General features: G+C 64.8%; 15 protein-coding genes and 2 tRNA genes. All 17 read right to left on the reverse strand.

Annotated elements, in window-relative coordinates; translation table 11 throughout:
* Window positions 1-5: 5 nt before the first annotated feature.
* The gene (gene infB, locus ROV93_RS08465) at window positions 6-2,654 is read right to left on the reverse strand and encodes a translation initiation factor IF-2 (RefSeq protein ID WP_053499259.1); all 2,649 of its coding nucleotides are present in this window, start codon (window positions 2,652-2,654) and stop codon (window positions 6-8) included.
* A gap of 92 nt (window positions 2,655-2,746) precedes the next feature.
* Window positions 2,747-4,258 (reverse strand): transcription termination factor NusA, encoded by a 1,512-nt coding sequence (nusA, locus tag ROV93_RS08470; protein WP_005417911.1) that lies wholly within the window; start codon window positions 4,256-4,258, stop codon window positions 2,747-2,749.
* Window positions 4,259-4,262: 4 nt separating this feature from the next.
* Window positions 4,263-4,853 carry a ribosome maturation factor RimP gene (gene rimP, locus ROV93_RS08475; protein WP_005417913.1) on the reverse strand — a complete coding sequence of 197 codons (591 nt, stop codon included), beginning with the start codon at window positions 4,851-4,853 and terminating at the stop codon, window positions 4,263-4,265.
* Window positions 4,854-5,219: 366 nt separating this feature from the next.
* Window positions 5,220-5,296, reverse strand: a tRNA-Met gene (locus ROV93_RS08480).
* A gap of 82 nt (window positions 5,297-5,378) precedes the next feature.
* Window positions 5,379-5,455 (reverse strand) — tRNA-Met (locus ROV93_RS08485).
* A 127-nt stretch (window positions 5,456-5,582) separates the two neighbouring features.
* Window positions 5,583-7,043, reverse strand: a complete 1,461-nt coding sequence (nuoN, locus tag ROV93_RS08490; RefSeq protein ID WP_049415243.1) for an NADH-quinone oxidoreductase subunit NuoN — start codon at window positions 7,041-7,043, stop codon at window positions 5,583-5,585.
* Window positions 7,044-7,058: 15 nt separating this feature from the next.
* Window positions 7,059-8,567, reverse strand: coding sequence for an NADH-quinone oxidoreductase subunit M (locus ROV93_RS08495; protein ID WP_072168485.1), 1,509 nt, complete (start codon window positions 8,565-8,567; stop codon window positions 7,059-7,061).
* Between the two features lie 23 nt (window positions 8,568-8,590).
* On the reverse strand, window positions 8,591-10,759 hold the full coding sequence (nuoL, locus tag ROV93_RS08500; RefSeq protein ID WP_072168486.1) for an NADH-quinone oxidoreductase subunit L: 2,169 nt from the start codon (window positions 10,757-10,759) through the stop codon (window positions 8,591-8,593).
* 7 nt (window positions 10,760-10,766) lie between these two features.
* Complete coding sequence (gene nuoK, locus ROV93_RS08505; protein WP_005417921.1) at window positions 10,767-11,072, reverse strand: NADH-quinone oxidoreductase subunit NuoK; 306 nt, start codon at window positions 11,070-11,072, stop codon at window positions 10,767-10,769.
* Window positions 11,069-11,725 carry an NADH-quinone oxidoreductase subunit J gene (locus ROV93_RS08510; protein WP_005417923.1) on the reverse strand — a complete coding sequence of 219 codons (657 nt, stop codon included), beginning with the start codon at window positions 11,723-11,725 and terminating at the stop codon, window positions 11,069-11,071. Before ROV93_RS08510 ends, nuoK begins: the two co-directional genes overlap by 4 nt.
* 9 nt (window positions 11,726-11,734) lie before the next feature.
* On the reverse strand, window positions 11,735-12,223 hold the full coding sequence (nuoI, locus tag ROV93_RS08515) for an NADH-quinone oxidoreductase subunit NuoI (RefSeq protein WP_005417924.1): 489 nt from the start codon (window positions 12,221-12,223) through the stop codon (window positions 11,735-11,737).
* Window positions 12,224-12,226: 3 nt separating this feature from the next.
* A complete protein-coding gene (gene nuoH / locus ROV93_RS08520; protein WP_072168488.1) occupies window positions 12,227-13,321 on the reverse strand; it encodes an NADH-quinone oxidoreductase subunit NuoH in 1,095 nt (364 codons plus the stop codon).
* Entirely contained in the window at window positions 13,318-15,552 is a 2,235-nt protein-coding gene (nuoG, locus tag ROV93_RS08525) for an NADH-quinone oxidoreductase subunit NuoG (protein ID WP_005417933.1), read from the reverse strand. The genes nuoH and nuoG overlap by 4 nt, the downstream gene beginning before the upstream one ends.
* Window positions 15,549-16,889 carry an NADH-quinone oxidoreductase subunit NuoF gene (nuoF, locus tag ROV93_RS08530; protein WP_072168489.1) on the reverse strand — a complete coding sequence of 447 codons (1,341 nt, stop codon included), beginning with the start codon at window positions 16,887-16,889 and terminating at the stop codon, window positions 15,549-15,551. Before nuoF ends, nuoG begins: the two co-directional genes overlap by 4 nt.
* A 4-nt stretch (window positions 16,890-16,893) precedes the next feature.
* A complete protein-coding gene (gene nuoE, locus ROV93_RS08535; protein WP_005410460.1) occupies window positions 16,894-17,421 on the reverse strand; it encodes an NADH-quinone oxidoreductase subunit NuoE in 528 nt (175 codons plus the stop codon).
* 97 nt (window positions 17,422-17,518) lie between these two features.
* A complete protein-coding gene (locus ROV93_RS08540) occupies window positions 17,519-18,826 on the reverse strand; it encodes an NADH-quinone oxidoreductase subunit D (protein ID WP_005417935.1) in 1,308 nt (435 codons plus the stop codon).
* Window positions 18,823-19,572 (reverse strand): NADH-quinone oxidoreductase subunit C, encoded by a 750-nt coding sequence (locus tag ROV93_RS08545; RefSeq protein WP_010486428.1) that lies wholly within the window; start codon window positions 19,570-19,572, stop codon window positions 18,823-18,825. Before ROV93_RS08545 ends, ROV93_RS08540 begins: the two co-directional genes overlap by 4 nt.
* Between the last annotated feature and the right edge of the window lie 7 nt (window positions 19,573-19,579).

Genomic DNA, 19,579 nt, shown 5'->3' on the forward strand with positions numbered 1-19,579 from the left:
CAGCATTACAGGGTGCGCGGCACTTCGATACGCTCGAAGCACTCGATCTGGTCGCCCGGCTTGACGTCGTTGTAGGCCTTCACCGCGATACCGCATTCGGTACCGTTGCGGACTTCCTCGACGTTCTCCTTGAAGCGACGCAGCGATTCCAGCTCGCCCTCGAAGATCACCACGCTGTCGCGCAGCACGCGGATCGGCTTGTTGCGCTTGACCACGCCCTCGATGACCATCGAGCCGGCAACGGCGCCCAGCTTGGAGCTGCGGAAGACGTCGCGGACCTCGGCGATACCGATGATCTCTTCGCGGATCTCCACGCCCAGCAGACCGGATGCCACCTGCTTCACCTGATCGATCACGTCATAGATGATCGAGAAGTAACGCAGGTCGACGCCGTTGGATTCAATGATGCGGCGGGCCGAAGCATCCGCACGCACGTTGAAGCCGATGACGGTGGCCTTCGAAGCAGCCGCCGAGTTGGCGTCCGATTCGGTGATGCCGCCGACGCCGGAGTGGATCACGTTGATGCGGATGTCTTCGTTGGACAGCGCGACCAGTGCCTGGCTCAGGGCCTGCACCGAACCCTGCACGTCGGCCTTGATGACCAGGTTGAGGACCTGCTGGCCCTCGCCCTTGCCCAGGGTCGCCATGATGTCTTCCATGCGGCTGCCAGCGGTGGCGACCAGGCGCGACTCACGGCGCTTGGTCTCACGCTGCTGCGCAACATCCTTGGCCAGGCGCTCGTCCTCGACCACCACGAAGTCGTCTCCGGCTTCCGGCACACCGGACAGGCCCAGGACCTGCACCGGGATCGACGGGCCGGCGAACTCCGGCTGCTTGCCGGTTTCGTCGAACAGCGCACGCACGCGGCCGTACTGGATACCGCACACCAGGTAGTCGCCCTTCTTCAGGCGGCCCTGCTGCACCAGCACCGTAGCGACCGGGCCGCGGCCCTTGTCCAGCGACGATTCGATCACCACGCCCGAGGCGCGGCCTTCGTCGACGGCCTTCAGTTCCAGCAGTTCGGCCTGCACCGACACCGCGTCCAGCAGGTCGTCGATGCCCAGGCCGGTCTTGGCCGAGATCTCCACCATCTGGATGTCACCACCGAACTCTTCGGCCACGACCTGCTCGGAGAGCAGCTCGTTCTTGACCCGCATCGGATCGGCACCGGACTTGTCGATCTTGTTGATCGCCACGATCAGCGGCACACCCGCCGAACGGGCGTGCTGGATCGCTTCCTTGGTCTGCGGCATGACGCCGTCGTCGGCAGCAACCACCAGCACCACGATGTCGGTCAGCTTGGCGCCGCGGGCACGCATCGAGGTGAACGCGGCGTGGCCCGGGGTATCCAGGAAGCTGATGACGCCCTTGGGCGTTTCGACGTGATAGGCACCGATATGCTGGGTGATGCCGCCGGCTTCGCCGTGGGCAACCTTGGTGCGGCGGATGTAGTCCAGCAGCGAAGTCTTGCCGTGGTCGACGTGACCCATGATGGTGACCACCGGCGGGCGCTGCACGGCTTCGCCCTGGTTTTCACCGGTCGAAGCAAGCAGCGCGTCTTCGGCATCGTTGTCGTTGGCACGGATCGCCTTGTGGCCGAGTTCTTCGGTCACCAGCGCAGCGGTGTCGTGGTCGATGGACTGGGTGATGGTCGCCATCACGCCCATCTTGAACAGCGCCTTCACCACCTCGCCGCCCTTCAGCGCGAGCTTCTGCGCCAGGTCGGCCACGGTGATGGTCTCGCCGATCGCGACTTCACGCACGACCGGGGCGGTCGGGCGTTCGAACGCGTGCGGGCCGGCATTGTTGCCACCACGCGACATGTCGCGACGGCCACCGGACTGGTTGCGGCCACCCGGACGTCCACGCGAATTGCTGTTGTTGCTGTTGCCGCGACGCGCACGATCGGCGGCCGACAGGTGCATCTGGCCGGCGAAGCGGTCGCCCGGGCCACGCTCGTTGCGCGGCGCGCTGCGGTTGTTGCGCTCGTCGTTGCGCGGCGGCGGCGGCGGAGCACCACGCGGCGCAGCCGGGGCGGCGGCCGGGGCGCGCGGCGGGCGCGGCGCGGTTTCGTCGATCGGAGCACGCTTGGGCTTGCTGGCGGCCAGTGCCTCGGCCGCCTTGGCCGCAGCCGCAGCTTCCTCGGCAGCCTTCTTCTCGGCTTCGGCGCGTTCCTTGGCGGCGGCCTCTTCCTCACGGGCACGGACGATGGCCTCGTCGCGCAGACGATCCTTCTCGGCCAGGGCCTGCTGTTCGGCGAGGTTGCGCGCACGCGACTCTTCCAGCTTGCGCAGGATGTCGGCGCGCTCTTCGTCCGGCGTCATGGCGCGAGCACCATCCTTGACGTAGGTACGCTTCTGGCGCACCTCGACATTCACGGTCGTCTTGCTGCGACCGGAATTGACCGTCACTTCCTGCTGCTTCCGGCGGTTGAGCGTGATCTTCTTCGCAGACTGATCGGTCTCTTCCGGGGCCTGCTCGGGCTTGCCGTGCGAACGACGAAGGAAGCCCAGGAGCTTTACCTTCTCGGAGCTGGTCACGACCTGGTCGGGACCGCTGAACTTCATGCCGGCACCGGCCAGCTGTTCCAGCAGTTTTTCGACCGGCGTGTTGACCAGTTCGGCAAGCTTGCGGATGGTGGTTTGCTGCGACATTCGGATCCTATGATCTTGTGGGCGCCCCCCCGCATCTGGAGGTGGCGCGGATTCTACGCCCTGAGCGGCTCAGGGCCCTGTTCATTGCCGGCTCATTCGCCGCGTTCCAGTCGGGCGATCTCCTCGGCACGGGCGGCCAGGATCAGCGCAGCGGCGCGCGCCTGATCCAGTCCTTCGATGCCGAAGTCCATGACCTCGTCGGCGGCCAGGTCGGACAGGTCCTCGCTGGTACGCACGCCGTGGCCGGCCAGCGCATATGCGGTGGCTTCGTCCATGCCCTTCAGGGACAGCAGGTCCTGCGCCGGCTGGCCGTCTTCAAGGCCTTCCTCGACTGCCAGGGCCTCATTGAGCAGCGCATCGCGGGCACGAGCGCGCAGCTCTTCGACGATGTCCTCGTCGAAACCTTCCACGGCCAGCAGTTCGCCGACCGGGACATATGCGATTTCCTCGACGGTGCCGAAGCCTTCGCTGACCAGGATGCCGGCGATTTCCTCGTCCACTTCCAGCTTGTCCATGAACAGCTGGCGGGCGGCAGCCTGCTCGGCCTCCGACTTGGCAGTGACCTGGTCCTGGGTCATCACGTTGAGCTGCCAGCCGGTCAGGCGGCTGGCCAGGCGCACGTTCTGGCCGCCCTTGCCGATCGCCTGGGCCAGGCGGTCTTCGGCAACGGCCAGGTCCATCGAGTGCTTGTCCTCATCGACGATGATCGACTGCACTTCGGCCGGCGCCATCGCGTTGATGACGAAGTTGGCCGGGTTGTCGTTCCACAGCACGATGTCCACGCGCTCGCCATTGAGCTCGTTGGACACGGCCTGCACGCGCGAACCGCGCATGCCGATGCAGGCACCGATCGGATCGGTGCGCTGGTCGTGGGCCAGCACGGCGATCTTGGCGCGGTCGCCCGGATCGCGGGCGCAGGCCTTGATTTCGACCAGGCCCTGGCCGACTTCCGGCACTTCCAGCTTGAACAGCTCGATCATGAACTCCGGCGCGGCGCGGCTGATGAACAGCTGCGGGCCACGCGGCTCCGAGCGCACTTCGGCCAGGTAGCCGCGCACGCGGTCGCCGGCACGCAGCACGTCGCGCGGAATGCCCTTGTCCTTCGGAATGAAGCCTTCGGCATTGCCACCGAGGTCGACGTAGATGTTGCCGCGCTCGGCGCGCTTGACCACACCGGTGATCAGCTCACCCACGCGATCCTTCCATGCATCCACGACCTGCTGGCGCTCGGCTTCGCGCACGCGCTGGACGATGACCTGCTTGGCGGCCTGGGCAGCGATGCGGCCGAAGTCCGGGTTCTCGATCTGCTCTTCGATGTAGTCGCCGACCTCGACGCCTTCGGCCTCGTCGACGGCGTCCATCAGGCGGATCTGGCGATCCGGGGATTCCATGACCACGTCATCAGCCACCACTTCCCAGCGGCGGAAGGTTTCGTAGCTGCCATCCTTGTGGTCGATGACCACGCGGGTCAGCACTTCCTCCTCGGGATAGCGCTTCTTCGCTGCCGAGGCCAGGGCGGCCTCGATGGCATCGAAGATCACTTCACGCGGCACGCCCTTCTCGTTGGCGACTGCGTCGACTACCAGCAACAGTTCCTTGCTCATTGGCTCACTCCGCGCGCGGCTTCTTTGCCGCCGGCTCGTTGGAAGAAGAATTCGTGTTCGGCTTCGGACGCTTCGGTGCCGGACCGGTCGGCTTGCTCGGGGCCAGCCCCAGCGCCACCCAGTCGGGCATGATCCGTGCCTTGTCGATGTTGTCGGCCGACACGACCACTTCAGCCTTGTCGACGATGAAGGTGATGGTGCCCGCGGCCTCGTCGATCGCTTCGATGCGGCCCTGCAGGCGACGACGGTTGTCCTGCGGCAGCTTCAGCGTCACCTTGGCCGATTCACCCTGGTGGCGGCCGAACTGCTCCAGGTTGAACAGCGGGCGGTCCACGCCCGGCGAGGACACTTCCAGCGTGTAATTGCCGCTGATCGGGTCTTCGACGTCCAGCTGCGCCGAGACTTCGCGGCTGACCCGCTCGCAGTCGTCGACATTGATGATGCGCTCGGGCTGTTCAGCCAGCGGCACGTCGATGTAAAGGCGCAGGGTCGCACCGCCGGGGGCCGGCAGATACTCAACGCCCAGCAGCTCCAGGCCCAGCGACACAACGGTCGGGGCGAGCAGATTCGCGATGTCGGTTGCCTTGTCGCTCACAGCCTGCCTTGATCTCTATGGTTGGGTGCCGGCCTTGGCCGGCGTGGAAACATGACGCCCCGGAAACGACAAAGGGCCCGTTGGGCCCCTTTTCCGGAAAGACTCCGGTGACTGGATTCCGGTTGCAACCTGCATTGCCTGCCGGTCGCGGCCCTCCTTCCGGGTCCGGACTCCCGCTGGGAGGCCGCCTTCAGGGGTACTGCTAGGCCGCTGATGATAGCGGCTGCACCGCGCTGGTGCAAGGTGCGGGGCCGGGTCAGATCCCTTTTCCATACCGGAAGTCGAGCATGGCTCGACTCTGCAAGAACGGAACCCGCCCAAAGAAAAACGCCCTCGAAGCGGGACTTCGAAGGCGATCTCCTTACTTGGTAGCGGGGGCAGGATTTGAACCTGCGACCTTCGGGTTATGAGCCCGACGAGCTGCCAGACTGCTCCACCCCGCATCAGAAGCGGAATTATGAGCGATGGCTCCAAAAACTGCAAGCTTTCCCTCATTCATCAAATCGGTTGGCGCCGATCCGAAGTTGGTAGCGGGGGCAGGATTTGAACCTGCGACCTTCGGGTTATGAGCCCGACGAGCTGCCAGACTGCTCCACCCCGCACCGGAAGTGCTTGAACTGCTGCCCTGCTCTTTCGAGGAGGGCTACCGCAACGATGTTCTGGCTGAACCGCTGCAGTGACAACTCAGGCTGCGCATATTACACGAATCGCGCAGCTTTGTGTCAACTTTTATGCAAGATGCGCAAATGCCTGCTGGCACCAGACCATGATCGGGTTCCAGGCCAGGCCCAGGGCCAGCAGCGCCAGGGCATTGACGCCCAGCACCACACCCAGCACGCGGTCGTTGTTGCGCGGCATGGCCTCGCCCACCGGCTCATCGAAGTACATGACCTTGATGACGCGCAGGTAGTAGAAGCAGCCGACCACGGCGCACAGCACGCCCAGGATGGCCAGCCACAGCAGGCCGCCGTTGACGGCCGCGCCCAGCACCGCCAGCTTGGTCCAGAAGCCCAGGAACGGCGGGATGCCGGCCAGCGACGCCATGATGCACAGCACCAGGCCTGCCATCCACGGGTTGCGGGCATTGAGGCCCTTGAAGTCCTCGATGTTCTCGGCTTCAAAGCCGGCACGCGACAGCGCGATGATCGCGCCGAAGGCGGCGGTCGACATGATGGCGTAGGCCAGTGCGTAGAACAGCGCAGCGGCATAGCCCTGTGCGCCACCACCGGCGATGCCCATCAGCAGGAAGCCGATGTGCGAAACGGTGGAGAACGCCAGCATGCGCTTGAGATTGCTCTGCGCGATGGCCATCAGGTTGCCGATGACCAACGAGACTGCGGCCAGGCCGGCGATCAGCAGCTGCAGTTCCGTCGACAGCGGGCCCACGCCCATTTCCAGCAGGCGGTAGGCCATGCCGAAGGCGGCCAGCTTCGGCGCCGAGCTGATGAACAGCGCGATCGGTGCCGGGGCACCCTGGTACACGTCCGGCAGCCACATGTGGAACGGTGCCGCACCCAGCTTGAAGGCGACGCCGGCGATCATGAACACCGCACCGGTGATCAGCAGCACGCGCTCTTCCGAGTGCGGGATGGCGTCACGGATGACGTCCAGGTGCAGGCTGCCGGTAGCACCGTAGATCAGCGACATGCCGTACAGCAGCAGGCCAGAGGCCAGCGAGCCGAGCACGATGTACTTCATCGCCGCTTCCGAGGCCAGGCCGTTTTCGCGGTTGCTGGCGACCAGGGCGTAGGAGCACAGCGCCAGCAGTTCCAGGCCCAGGTAGACCATCAGCAGGCTGCCGGCCGACACCAGGATCATCATGCCGGCGGTGCCGAACAGGATCAGCACCGGGATCTCGCCCTGGAACAGGTTGCGGTCACGCAGATAACGCCAGCCATAGACCAGGGTCAGGCCGCTGAGCAGCACGATCCCGGTCTTCATCACGTCCGCGGCGGTATCGCGCACGAACATGCCATGGAAGACCTCGCCCTGCCCGCCCACGCCGGTGGCCAGCATGAACAGCACCACGGCCAGCGCAGCGAGCGAGAACAGGTGGGTGACGATCTTGTTCCGGTTGCTGACGAACAGGTCGAGGATCATCAGGGCGAAGGCGCTGCCGATCAGCACCAGCTCGGGAGCGAGCGGTGGCAGGTCAGCGGCGGTCAATGGCAGCAGCGGCGAGGTGGTCATCATCAAATCCTGGAATTACAGCAGCTTGCTGGATGCGATCTGCATCGCCAGCTTCGCGATCGAGGGCTCCATCAGGTCGGTCAGCGGCTTGGGATAGATGCCCAGGGCCAGCACGCCGATGGCGAACACGCCCAGCACCAGCCATTCGCGGCCGTTGATGTCCTTCAGTTCGGCAACATGGCTGTTGGCCACTTCACCGAAGAAGATGCGCTTGTACAGCCACAGGGTGTAGGCGGCGCCGATGATCAGGGTGGTGGCCGCGCCCAGCGCGATCCACGGATTACGCTGGAAGGCCGAGAGGATGACCATGAACTCGCCGACGAAACCGCTGGTACCGGGCAGGCCCGCGTTGGCCATGAAGAACAGCATGGCGAAGGTGGCGAACCACGGCATCACGTTGACCACGCCGCCGTAATCGGCGATGCGGCGGCTGTGCATGCGGTCGTACAGCACGCCGACGCAGGAGAACATCGCGCCGGACACGAAGCCGTGCGAGATCATCTGCACCATGGCGCCCTGCAGGCCCAGGCGGGCGGCATCGGCGTTGCCGGCTTCACGCACCAGCCACAGGGCAATAAAGGTGCCCAGGGTGACGAAGCCCATGTGCGCGATCGACGAATAGGCGATCAGCTTCTTCATGTCGTCCTGCACCAGGGCGACCAGGCCAACGTAGATCACCGCGATCAACGACAGCCCGATCACCAGCCAGGCCCATTCCTGCGAAGCGTCCGGGACGATCGGCAGGTTGAAGCGCAGGAAGCCATAGCCACCGATCTTCAGGGCGATGGCGGCCAGGATCACCGAACCGGCGGTCGGCGCTTCCACGTGGGCGTCCGGCAGCCAGGTATGGACCGGGAACATCGGCACCTTGACCGCGAAGGCGATCAGGAACGCGAAGAAGATCCAGGTCTGTTCCTTGGCCGACAGCGGCAGTGCATACAGGTCGGCCAGCTGGAAGCTGCCGCCCTTCATGTACAGGTAGATCAACGCCACCAGCATCAGCACCGAGCCGAGGAAGGTGTACAGGAAGAACTTCAGCGCAGCGTAGATGCGGCGCGGGCCGCCCCAGACACCGATGATCAGGAACATCGGGATCAGCATCGCCTCGAAGAACACGTAGAACAGCATCGCGTCCGTCGCCGCGAAGATACCGACCGTGACGCCTTCCAGGATCAGGAAGGCCGCCACGTACTGGTTCACGCGCTTGTCGATGGCGCTCCAGGCGCCGATCAGGGCAAGCACGCTGACCAGGGTAGTCAGCAGGATCAGCGCCACGGCAATGCCGTCCACGCCCAGGTTGTAGCCGATCTTGTACGCCGGGATCCACGCATGGGTCTCGACGAACTGCAGACCGTCGATGCCCGCGTTGTAGCCGCTCAGCAGCGAGAGGCTCGCCACGAAAGTCAGCACCGCTACGCCCAGCGACGCCCAGCGGGCGGTCTGCGCATCACGGATCGCGAGGATCAGGGCGCCACCGATGATCGGCAGCCAGATGAGGACACTGAGTAGAGGCCAGTTCGACACGTCTTCTTATTCCGTACAGGTCATCAACGCAGGTAATGCATCAGCACGCCCAGCAGGGCAATCAGGCCGATGATCATCGCGAAGGCGTAGTGATAGAGGAAACCGGATTGGGTACGACGCAGCACGCCGGCTGCGACATCCACAACACGTGCCGAGAGATTGACCACGCCGTCGACGATGTTGCTGTCGATCCAGCGCGAGACCTTGCCCAGCTTGACGCTGCCACCGGCAAAGCCATCGATCCACAGCTTGTCGAAGCCGTACTTGTTTTCCAGCACCGACACCAGCGGAGCGAAGGCCTTGCGCGCCTTGCCCGACAGGTCCGGCTTCCACAGGTAGAACAGTACGGCCAGCAGGAAGCCCGCGACGGTCAGCATGAACGCCGGAGCCATCATGCCGTGCAGCGCGAAGGCGATCGGGCCGTGGAACTCCTCACCCAGGAAGCCGATGGTGTTCTTGGCCGGATCGTAGAAGTCGACGATGCCGGTGAAGAACGTATGCGCCTGGCCCTTGATGGCATCGTGGGCATGGTGGCCGGCCCAGTCGGTGCCGTACAGCATCGGACCGATGCTGAAGAAACCGATGGCGATCGACGGGATGGCCAGCAGGATCAGCGGCAGGGTCACCACCCACGGGGTTTCGTGCGGCTCATGCGGACCACCGTGGCCATGGCCGTGGTCATCGTGATGCGCATCGCCGTGGTGGGCGTCGGCGGCGTGGTGATCGTCATGGCCGTGACCATGATCGTCATGATGCACGTCGCGGAAACGCTCCTTGCCGTGGAAGGTCAGGAACAGCAGGCGGAAGCTGTAGAAGCTGGTGACGATCACGCCACCCAGCACTGCCCAGTAGCCGTAGGTGGCCACCCAGTTGTTGGACAGGTGCGCGTGCAGCTCGGCGGCCTCGATGATGGTGTCCTTCGAGTAGAAGCCGGAGAAGAACGGCGTACCCACCAGTGCCAGCGTACCGATCCACATGGTGATGAAGGTGATCGGCATGTACTTGCGCAGGCCACCCATCTTGCGCATGTCCTGCTCGTGGTGCATGGCAATGATGACCGAGCCGGCACCCAGGAACAGCAGCGCCTTGAAGAAGGCGTGGGTCATCAGGTGGAACACGGCTGCCGAGTAGGCCGACACGCCCAGTGCAACCGTCATGTAGCCCAGCTGCGACAGCGTGGAGTACGCGACGACGCGCTTGATGTCGTTCTGCACGATGCCGATCAGGCCAGTGAAGAAGGCGGTGGTGGCACCGATGAACAGCACGAAATTCAGCGCGGTCTGCGACAGCTCGAACAGCGGCGACATGCGGGTGACCATGAAGATGCCGGCGGTCACCATCGTCGCGGCGTGGATCAGTGCCGAGATCGGGGTCGGGCCTTCCATCGAGTCGGGCAGCCACACGTGCAGCGGGACCTGGGCCGACTTGCCCATGGCACCGATGAACAGGCAGATACAGATGACGGTGGCGATCGACCAGATCACCGGCTCGTTCAGCAGCTGCATGCCCAGGAGGGTGCCGTCCCAGATCTGCAGCTGGGCGCGCGGGTCGGCCAGCATGCCGGCCTGCGAGAACACCTGCGAGTAGTCCAGGGTGCCGAACACCCACAGCACGCCGGCGATGCCGAGCAGGAAGCCGAAGTCACCGACGCGGTTGACCAGGAACGCCTTCATGTTGGCGAAGATCGCGGTCGGGCGCTTGAACCAGAAGCCGATCAGCAGGTACGACACCAGGCCCACCGCTTCCCAGCCAAAGAACAGCTGCAGGAAGTTGTTGCTCATCACCAGGGTGAGCATCGAGAACGTGAACAGCGAGATGTAGCTGAAGAACCGCTGGTAGCCCGGATCGTCCTGCATGTAGCCGATCGTGTAGATGTGGACCAGCAGCGACACGAAGGTCACCACCACCATCATCATCGCGGTCAGCTTGTCGACCATGAAGCCGACGTGGGCCGAGTACTGGCCGACTTCGAAGAACGTGTAGATGTTCTGGTTGAACGGCTGCGCGCCGCCCCACATCAACTGGTAGAACGTGTACATCGACAGGCCGCAGGCCACCGCGACGCCGAGGATGGTGATGGTCTGCGCGCCGAAGCGCTTGACCTGGCGACCGAACAGGCCGGCGATGATGCTGCCGAACAGCGGTGCGAGCACCACTGCGATCAACAGACTCTTGGAGAGAGTGATTTCCATCTGTGGATCAGCCCTTCAACGAATCGACTTCGCCGACATTGATCGTGCGGCGGGTACGGAACAGGGTCACCAGGATCGCCAGGCCGATGGCGGCTTCCGCGGCGGCGACGGTCAGGATGAAGAACACGAACAGCTGGCCGGACGGATCGCCCAGCTGGCGCGAGAAGCCGACGAAGTTGATGTTCACCGACAGCAGCATCAGTTCGATCGACATCAGCAGGACGATGACGTTCTTCCGGTTGAGGAAGATGCCGGCCAGGCTGATGGCGAACAGCACCGCGCCAAGCGCAAGGATGTGGCCAAGGGTAATCACGGCTGGGTCTCCTCGCCGGTGGCCGGCTTGCTGTTGCTGTGCACGACCGGTGCTTCGGCACCCATCTTGACCATGCGCAGGCGCTGGCCGGCCTTGACCATGGTCTGCTCGCCCGGGTTCTGGCTCTTGACGCCGGTACGGCGGCGCAGGGTCAACATCACGGCGGCAACCACGGCCACGGTCAGGATGACGGCGGCGAACTCGAACGGCAGCAGGTACTCGGTGAACAGCGTGCGTGCCAGCCAGGTGATGTTGGAACTGTCGGCGGCGACCGCAGCGGCGTTGTCGGCCGGGAACGGCGTGACCGAGCGTGCCTTGACGCCGATCAGGATCAGCATCTGCGCCAGCATCGCCACCGCCACAATGAGGCCGACCGGCAGGTAGCGCACCCAGCCCTCACGCAGCTTGGTGGGGTCGATGTCCAGCATCATCACCACGAACAGGAACAGCACCATCACCGCGCCAACGTAGACCAGCACCAGCGCCACGCCGAGGAACTCGGCGCCCACCAGCAGCCACACGCAGGCAATGGAGAAGAAGGTCAGCACCAGGCAGAGCACGGCGTGAACCGGGTTGCGCACGCTGATCACCGCACCGGCCGAAACCGTTGCCGCGATGGCGAACACCCAGAAAGCGATATTTACCCAATCCATCTCTCGACCTCAGCGGTAAGCGGCATCGGCGGCACGACGCTCGGCGATCTCGGACTCGAGACGGTCGCCAAGGGCCAGCAGCTGCGGCTTGGTAACGATGTTTTCCCCACGGTTCTCGAAGTGGTACTCGAGGATGTGGGTTTCGACGATCGAGTCCACCGGGCAGCTTTCTTCGCAGAAGCCGCAGAAGATGCACTTGAACAGGTCGATGTCGTAGCGGGTGGTGCGGCGGGTGCCGTCCTCGCGCTTGGCCGAGTCGATGGTGATGGCCAGCGCCGGGCACACCGCTTCACACAGCTTGCAGGCAATGCAGCGCTCTTCGCCGTTGGGATAACGGCGCAGGGCGTGCAGGCCGCGGAAGCGCGGCGACTGCGGGAACTTCTCCATCGGGTACATCATCGTGTACTTCGGCTTGAAGCTGTACTTCAGCGTCAGCCAGAGGCCGGCCAGCAGTTCGAGCAGCAGCAGGCTCTTGAAGTAATGGGTAATCCTGTTCATCACTTAGACGCCCTTTTGAATCACGCCGAAGAACACCATGACGGCGGTAACCGCGATCCACAGAATGGCCAGCGGGATGAAGACCTTCCAGCCCAGGCGCATGATCTGGTCATAGCGGAAGCGCGGGAAGCTGGCACGGAACCAGATGTAGGCACTGGCGAAGAAGAACACCTTGACGAACAACCACGGTGCACCGCCCTTCCAGATCCAGTCGACCAGCGGCGAGACATTGCCGAAATCGACCCAGCCCTGGACCGGGCTCAGCCAGCCGCCGAGGAAGAAGATCGAGATCAGGAAGCTGATCAGGATCATGTTCGCGTATTCGGCCAGGAAGAACAGGGCGAACGCACCGCCGGAGTACTCGACCATGTGGCCGGCAACGATTTCCGATTCGCCTTCCACCACGTCGAACGGCGCGCGGTTGGTTTCAGCCACGCCCGACACCCAGTAGATGACGAACAGCGGGAACAGCGGCAGCAGGAACCAGTCGAAGAAGCCGGAACTGCCGGCCTGCGCAGCGACGATGTTGCTCAGGTTCAGGCTGCCGGCGGCGATCATCACACCGACCAGGGCGAAGCCCATGGCGATTTCGTAGCTGATCATCTGCGCCGAGGCGCGCATGGCACCCAGGAACGCGTACTTCGAGTTCGATGCCCAACCGGCCAGGATGATGCCGTAGATGCCCAGCGAGGTCATCGCCAGCAGGTACAGCAGGCCGGCGTTGGCATTGGACAGCACGATCTGCGAATCGAAGGGCACCACCGACCAGGCCGCGAAGGCCGGGGCCAGGGTGATCAGCGGGGCCAGAAGATAGATCGCCTTGTTGGCGCTGCTCGGCTGGACCACTTCCTTGAACAGCAGCTTGAAGACGTCGGCGAAGGCCTGGAAGATGCCCATGCCCACGTACATCGGGCCGTGGCGGACGTGCATCCAGCCGATCAGCTTGCGTTCCCAGACCACGTAGAAGGCCACCGAGATGATCACCGGCACGGCGATCACCAGGATCTTCAGGATGATCCAGATCAGCGCGCCGATGTCACCGAGGCCCAGCAGCCACTGGTGCAGCGGGTCGACCGCGTTCAACAGCAATTCGTTCATGCAGCCACCACCGATACGCGAGCGGCACCCAGCGGCGCGGTCGCGCCGTGGCCCGATTCAATCCAGACCGAACCCGCAGCGACGCGGGCGTCGACCACCACCGGCAGGGTGGCCTTGCCGGCGTCGGTGCCGACCTTGGCCATCTGCCCTTCCTGCAGCTGCAGGCGAGCGGCATCTTCTGCGTTCAGCACGATGCGCGGGGCGTTGTTGAGCGGATGCGACTGCAGTGCCGGCGCGCGACGGACCACCGCATCGGTGCGGTAGATCGCGGCGGTCGAAGCCACTTCCAGGCCTTCACCGGCAACTGCCGGCTGCGCCGAAGCAGCGACGGTGACCGACACCGGGGCCAGGCTGGCACGCAGGCCGGCCAGGTCGGTGAAGTCGAAACCGGCCAGGGCCATGTCGCCGCCCAGTGCGCGCAGCACGCGCCAGCCTTCGCGGGCCTCGCCCGGCAGCTTGCCGCCGGCACGGGCCGACTGCTCGCGACCATCGAGGTTGGTCAGGGTGGCATCGATTTCCGGCAGCGCACCGATCGGCAGGATCACGTCGGCAACGTCGCGGGTCGAGGCGCAGGCGAACTGGCTGAAGGCCACCACCTGCGCACCGGCCAGCGCCTTGCGGGCGGCCGGGGCGTCGGCGAAGTCCAGGCCCGGTTCAAGGCCGTACACCACGTAGGCCTGGCGCGGCTGCGCCAGCATCGCGGCGACGTCCTTGCCAGCCGGCAGCACGCCGGCGCGGGTCAGGCCAACGGCGTTGGCGCCCTGCGGGATGCGGCACAGCTTGGCACCGGTAGCGGCAGCGAAGTCACGCGCGGCAGCGCGGATCGCGGCAGCCTGCGGGTGGTTCTCGGCGATGCCACCAACGATCAGCACGGTGTTGTTGCCGCCCTGCACTGCCGAACGCAGCTCGGCGTTGGCCAGCGCGTCGACGAACTTCGACGGGGCAACGATCTGCTTGCCGGCGACACTGAAGGCGAAGTCGAAGTCCACCGGATTGACGACGTGGATCTTCGCGCCCTTGGTGGTCTGCGCCTTGCGCAGGCGAGCGTGCAGCAGCGGCAGTTCGTGGCGGATGTTGCTGCCCAGGACCACGATGCGGTCGGCGCCCTCGATCTCGGCCAGCGGCAGGCCGAACACTTCGGCGGTTGCGGCGTCGGAGAAATCGCGGTTGTTGATGCGGTGGTCGATGTTGCCCGAGCCCAGGCCCTTGGCCAGGCGGGCCAGCAGTGCGCCTTCCTCGTTCGAGGTCGACGGGTGCACCAGCACGCCCAGGTTGTCGCCCTGGTTGGCCTTGAGGATTTCGGCGGCCGCGGCCAGGCCTTCGGCCCAGCTCACTTCCTTCCACTCGCCGTTGACCTTGCGCAGCGGCTTGACCGCACGGTCTTCGCTGTACAGGCCCTGGTGCGAGTAGCGGTCACGGTCGGACAGCCAGCACTCGTTCACGGCTTCGTTGTCGCGCGGCACGGTGCGCAGCACTTCGCCGCGACGCACGTGCAGGAACAGGTTCGAACCCATCGCATCGTGATAGCCCAGCGACTCGCGCGCGGTCAGTTCCCACGGGCGGGCGCGGAACTGGAACACCTTGTTGGTCAGCGCGCCGACCGGGCAGACGTCGACGACGTTGCCGGACAGCTCGGTGGTCAGCGGCTTGCCGTCGAAGGTACCGATCTGCAGGTTCTCACCGCGGTACATGCCACCCAGCTCGTAGGTACCGGCAACGTCGGCGGTGAAGCGGACGCAGCGGGTGCACTGGATGCAGCGGGTCATCTCGGTGGCAACCAGCGGACCCATGTCCTCGTCAGGCACCACGCGCTTGCGCTCGTTGAAGCGGCTGACCGAACGGCCATAGCCCAGCGACACGTCCTGCAGCTCGCACTCGCCGCCCTGATCACAGATCGGGCAGTCCAGCGGGTGGTTGATGAGCAGGAACTCCATCACCGAGCGCTGGAACTTCAGCGCCTTTTCGCTGCGGGTGGCGACCTTCATGCCGTCCATCACCGGGGTGGCACAGGCCGGCGCCGGCTTCGGCGACTTCTCCACGTCCACCAGGCACATGCGGCAGTTGGCGGCGATCGGCAGCTTCTCGTGATAGCAGAAGCGCGGAATCGGAATGCCGGCCTTGTCGGCCGCCTGGATGATCATCGAGCCCTTGGGCACGACCAGCGACTTGCCATCGATCTCGATGGTGACGTGATCGGGTGGGACGCTCGGATTTACGGGTTGCGCGCTCATGCAGCGGCTGCCTCCACCTTCTTGCCGTCAACCATCGAATGACCGTTGACGATGTAGTACTCGAACTCGTCCCAGAACTGGCGCAGGAAGCCCTGGATGGGCCATGCAGCCGCTTCGCCGAACGCACAGATGGTGTGGCCTTCGATCTGCCCGGCCACTGCCTTCAGCTGGTGCAGGTCTTCCATCGTGGCCTTGCCGGCGACGATGCGCTCCAGCACGCGGTGCATCCAGCCGGTGCCTTCACGGCACGGGGTGCACTGGCCGCAGGATTCCTTGTGGAAGAACTGGCTGATGCGGCAGGCGAACTTGACGCAGCAGACGCTGTCGTCGAGCACGACGATCGCACCCGAGCCCAGGCCGGAGCCCAGCGCACGGATGGTGTCGTAGTCCATCGGCAGGCCCTTCAGCTCGGCCGCGGTCAGCACCGGCATCGACACGCCGCCCGGGATCGCGCCCTTGAGCTTGCGGCCCGGACGCAGGCCACCGGCCATTTCCAGCAGGTCGTCGAAGGTGGTGCCCAGCGGCACTTCGAAGTTGCCGCCGTTCTGCACGCAGCCGGACACCGAGAAGCACTTCGGGCCACCGTTGGCGGTCAGGCTCAGGCCCTTGAACCACTCCGGGCCGTTGCGGATGATCGCCGGCACTGAACCGTAGGTTTCGGTGTTGTTGATCGTCGACGGCTTGCCGTACAGGCCGAAGTTGGCCGGGAACGGCGGCTTGTAGCGCGGCTGGCCCTTCTTGCCTTCCAGCGATTCCATCAGCGCGGTTTCTTCGCCGCAGATGTACGCGCCGGCGCCCAGCGCGCCGTAGATGTCGATGTCCACGCCGCTGCCGAGGATGTTCTTGCCCAGCCAGCCGTTCGCATAGGCGTCGGCCAGGGCCTGCTCGAAGTGCTCGAACGGCTCGTGGTGGAATTCACCGCGCAGGTAGTTGTAGCCCACGGTCGAACCGGTGGCGTAGCAGGCGATCGCCATGCCTTCCACGACCGAATGCGGGTTGTAGCGCAGGATGTCGCGATCCTTGCAGGTGCCCGGCTCGGATTCGTCCGAGTTGCAGAGGATGTACTTCTGCATGTTGCCCTTGGGCATGAACGACCACTTCAGGCCGGTCGGGAAGCCGGCGCCACCGCGGCCGCGCAGGCCCGAGGCCTTGACCATCTCGATGACCTGCTCCGGCGTGATCTTCTCTTCGAGGATCTTGCGCAGGGCAGCGTAGCCACCGGTCTTCAGGTAGCTTTCGTACGACCACGGGGTGTCGTAATGCAGGGTGGTATAGACCACCTGGTGCGGCAGCGGCGCGGGGCCGACCGGACCCTTGGATTCGTGGTGATGTGCCATGCCCTTACTCCAGCCCGTCCAGCAGCTCGTCGACCTTTTCCAGGGTCAGACGCTCATGGTAGTGACCGTTGATGACCATCATCGGCGCGCCACCGCAGCCGGCCAGGCACTCTTCCTCGCGCTTGAGGTAGACGCGGCCGTCAGGGGTCGATTCACCGTGCTTGATGCCCAGCTTCTTCTCGCAATGGCGCACGATGTCCTCGGCGCCATTGAGCCAGCAGCTGATGTTGGTGCAGATGGCCACGTTGTTGCGGCCCACCTTCTCGGTCTCGAACATCGAGTAGAAGCTGGCGACCTCGTAGGCCCACACCGGTGGCAGGTCCAGGTACTTGGCCACGCCGGCGATCAGTTCGTCGGTCAGCCAGCCCTGGTTCTGCTCCTGGGCCGCATGCAGGCCCTGCAGCACGGCAGAGCGCTTGCGGTCCGGCGGGAACTTGGACAGCCAGTGATCGATGTGAGCGCGGGTCTTGTCGCTCAGCACCACCATCGGGTCGACGTCGCGCGCCGCCTCGAAATTACCTGTCGCCTTCATCGGCCGACCTCAGCGAAATGCATAACGTGAAATTCCAGAAACTGCGGCGCCGGCTTGCGCCGGCTGCCTGCAGCGGGCGTTGGCGTGGCGGACGGCATTACCGGTCAACCTCGCCGAACACCAGGTCGTAGGTGCCGATCATCGCCACCACGTCAGCCAGCATGTGGCCGCGCACGACCGAATCGATCGAGGACAGGTGGGCGAAGCCCGGCGCACGCAGGTGCACGCGGAACGGCTTGTTGGCGCCATCGGAGACCAGGTAGCAGCCGAATTCGCCCTTCGGGGCTTCCACCGCCGAGTAGGTCTCGCCGGCCGGCACGCAGTAGCCTTCGCTGAACAGCTTGAAGTGGTGGATCAGCGCTTCCATGTCGTCCTTCATGTCCTCGCGCCTGGGCGGAGCGACCTTGAAGTTCTTCACCATCACCGGGCCCGGGTTGGCCTTCAGCCACGCCACGCACTGCTTGATGATGCGGTTGGATTCGCGCATTTCGGCAACGCGGACCAGATAGCGGTCGTAGCAGTCGCCTTCCTTGCCCAGCGGGATGTCGAAATCGACGGCATCGTACTTGGCGTACGGACGCTTCTTGCGCAGGTCCCAGGCAATGCCCGAACCGCGCAGCATCACGCCGGTCATGCCCCACTGGTGGGCCAGTTCGGGAGTGACCACGCCGATGCCGACGGTACGCTGCTTCCAGATGCGGTTGTCGGTCAGCAGGGTTTCGTATTCGTCGATGCGCTTGGGGAACTCGACGGTGAAGTTCTCCAGGAAGTCCAGCAGCGAACCCTCGCGCGAAGCATTGAGCTGCTTCAGCGCCTTGCCCTTGTGCCAGCGCGATTCCTTGTACTTCGGCATGTGGTCCGGCAGGTCGCGGTAGACACCGCCCGGACGGTAGTACGCCGCGTGCATGCGCGCGCCGGAAACCGCTTCGTAGCAGTCCATCAGCTCTTCGCGTTCGCGGAAGGCGTACAGCATCACCGCCATCGCGCCCAGGTCGAGCGCGTTGGAGCCCAGCCACATCAGGTGGTTGAGGATGCGGGTGATTTCATCGTACATGGTGCGGATGTACTGGGCACGCTCCGGCGCCTCGATGCCCATCAGGGTCTCGATCGCGCGTACGTAGGCGTGCTCGTTGCACATCATCGACACGTAGTCCAGTCGATCCATGTAGCCGATCGACTGGTTGAACGGCTTGGACTCGGCCAGCTTTTCGGTACCACGGTGCAGCAGACCCACGTGCGGGTCGGCGCGCATGATGGTTTCACCGTCCATTTCCAGGATCAGGCGCAGCACACCGTGAGCGGCCGGATGCTGCGGGCCGAAGTTCATGGTGTAGTTGCGGATTTCCTGCCGGCTCTCGGCGGCGTTGCTGGCGAATGCTTCGCCGGCCTGGTGTACGTGGCTCACTTCACTGCCTCCTGCGCGCGCTCACCTTCTGCGGTCTGCAGACGGGCGTCGTCGCGGATCACGCGCGGCACGCCGACACGCGGCTCCACCGAGGTGACCGGTTCGTAGATCACGCGCTTCTTCTCTTCGTCGTAGCGGACTTCGACATTGCCGATCAGCGGGAAGTCCTTGCGGAACGGATGGCCGACGAAACCGTAGTCGGTCAGGATCCGGCGCAGGTCCGGGTGGCCTTCGAAGATCACGCCGTACAGGTCGAACGCCTCGCGCTCGAACCAGTTCAGGCCCGGCCAGATACTGGTCAGCGAGGACACCACCGGCAGCGCTTCGTCAGGAGCGAAGCAGCGCAGGTGCATCATCAGGTTGTGCTGGTAGGAACGCAGCTGCGCGACCACGGCGAAGCGCTGGGTCGGCATGTGCTGCGGGCGGGCACCGTCGGCACCGTTTTCCTCGGTGGGGAACTCGCCCCACGCGAAGCGGCCCTGGGCCTTGCCTTCGACGCCTCGACTGAAGCCCTGCGAGGACACATCGGCGGTGTCCCATTCGTCGGAGCCATAACCGAGGTAGTCGACGCCGCACAGATCCACGGCCTGCTCGAAACCAAACTCGTCACGCAGCGCCAGGGCGGTGGCGTGCCACTCGGCGGCAGGCACTTCCAGCGTCACTTCGCCGCGGGGTTCGACCACGATGACCTTCGCACCAGCGAAACGTGCGGAGAGTCGGTCGATGAAGGATGCTTGCTCTGCCATGGGGGCT

It is taken from the genome of Stenotrophomonas maltophilia group sp. msm4 (assembly GCF_032025605.1).
Lineage (GTDB): Bacteria > Pseudomonadota > Gammaproteobacteria > Xanthomonadales > Xanthomonadaceae > Stenotrophomonas > Stenotrophomonas sepilia.